General features: G+C 46.0%; 1 protein-coding gene. It reads left to right on the forward strand.

The window, feature by feature from the left end; all coding sequences use genetic code 11:
- Nucleotides 1–949: proline--tRNA ligase (locus tag ACYVTD_RS13805; protein WP_461248304.1), on the forward strand; the 949-nt coding region annotated here is incomplete at its 5' end.
- Between the last annotated feature and the right edge of the window lie 71 nt (nt 950–1,020).

Here is a 1,020-nt window from a genome sequence, read left to right on the forward strand (position 1 = left end):
ATGGCAAGAGGGGCATACGGTTCATGAGACTGCCGAGCAAGCGATCGAAGAGACGATAAAAATGCTAAACGTATATAGCGATTTTTGCCGTGAGTTCTTGGCGATACCTGTTATCAAAGGGCAAAAGACGGACAAAGAAAAATTCGCTGGCGCACAAGATACATACACAATCGAGGCGCTGATGTATGACGGAAAGGCATTGCAAGCCGGAACGTCGCACTATTTTGGCGATGGGTTTGCCAAGGCGTTCGATATAAAATATTTGGACAGAGATAATAAATTGCAGTATGTTCACCAGACTTCATGGGGCGTTTCAACACGCATTATCGGCGCGGTGATTATGGTTCATTCGGATAACAATGGTTTAGTTCTGCCGCCGAAATTGGCACCGACTCAGGCTGTCGTCATTCCTATCGCTTCGAATAAAGAGGGTGTTGCGGAAAAATGCAACGAGGTGTACGAAAGCGTTAAAGATGTTGCAAGAGTTAAGTTAGACGATAGTGACAATTCGCCTGGCTGGAAATTCTCGGAATATGAAATGCGCGGCGTGCCTGTGCGCATCGAAATAGGACCGCGCGATATCGAGGCAGGGGTTGCATCAATCACCCTTCGTCATTCATACGAGAAATTGCAATTGCCTCTTGATAAATTAGCAGAGGAATTGCCGTTGTTGCTCGAGAGAATACATAACGAGATGTATGAGCAAGCGTTATCGCGTCTGACAGTTAGCGAGGCTAAAACTTTGGACGAGCTTGTTGACATCGCAGAAAACAAAAAAGGGTTTATCAAAGCGATGTGGTGCGGTGCGCTTGAATGCGAAGAGAAGATAAAAGAGCACGGCGGGATCACTTCAAGATGTATACCATTCGAGCAAGAAAAAGTTGCGGAGACTTGCGTTTGCTGCGGCAAGCCAGCTGAAAAAATGGTGTATTGGGGAAAAGCATACTAGGGGGATTAGGGGAAATTTATTCCCCCTGTTCTCCCTTGCAGAGAAAAAGTTTCACTCTCAAAGCCAAACAA

It is taken from the genome of Treponema sp. R6D11 (assembly GCF_054786075.1).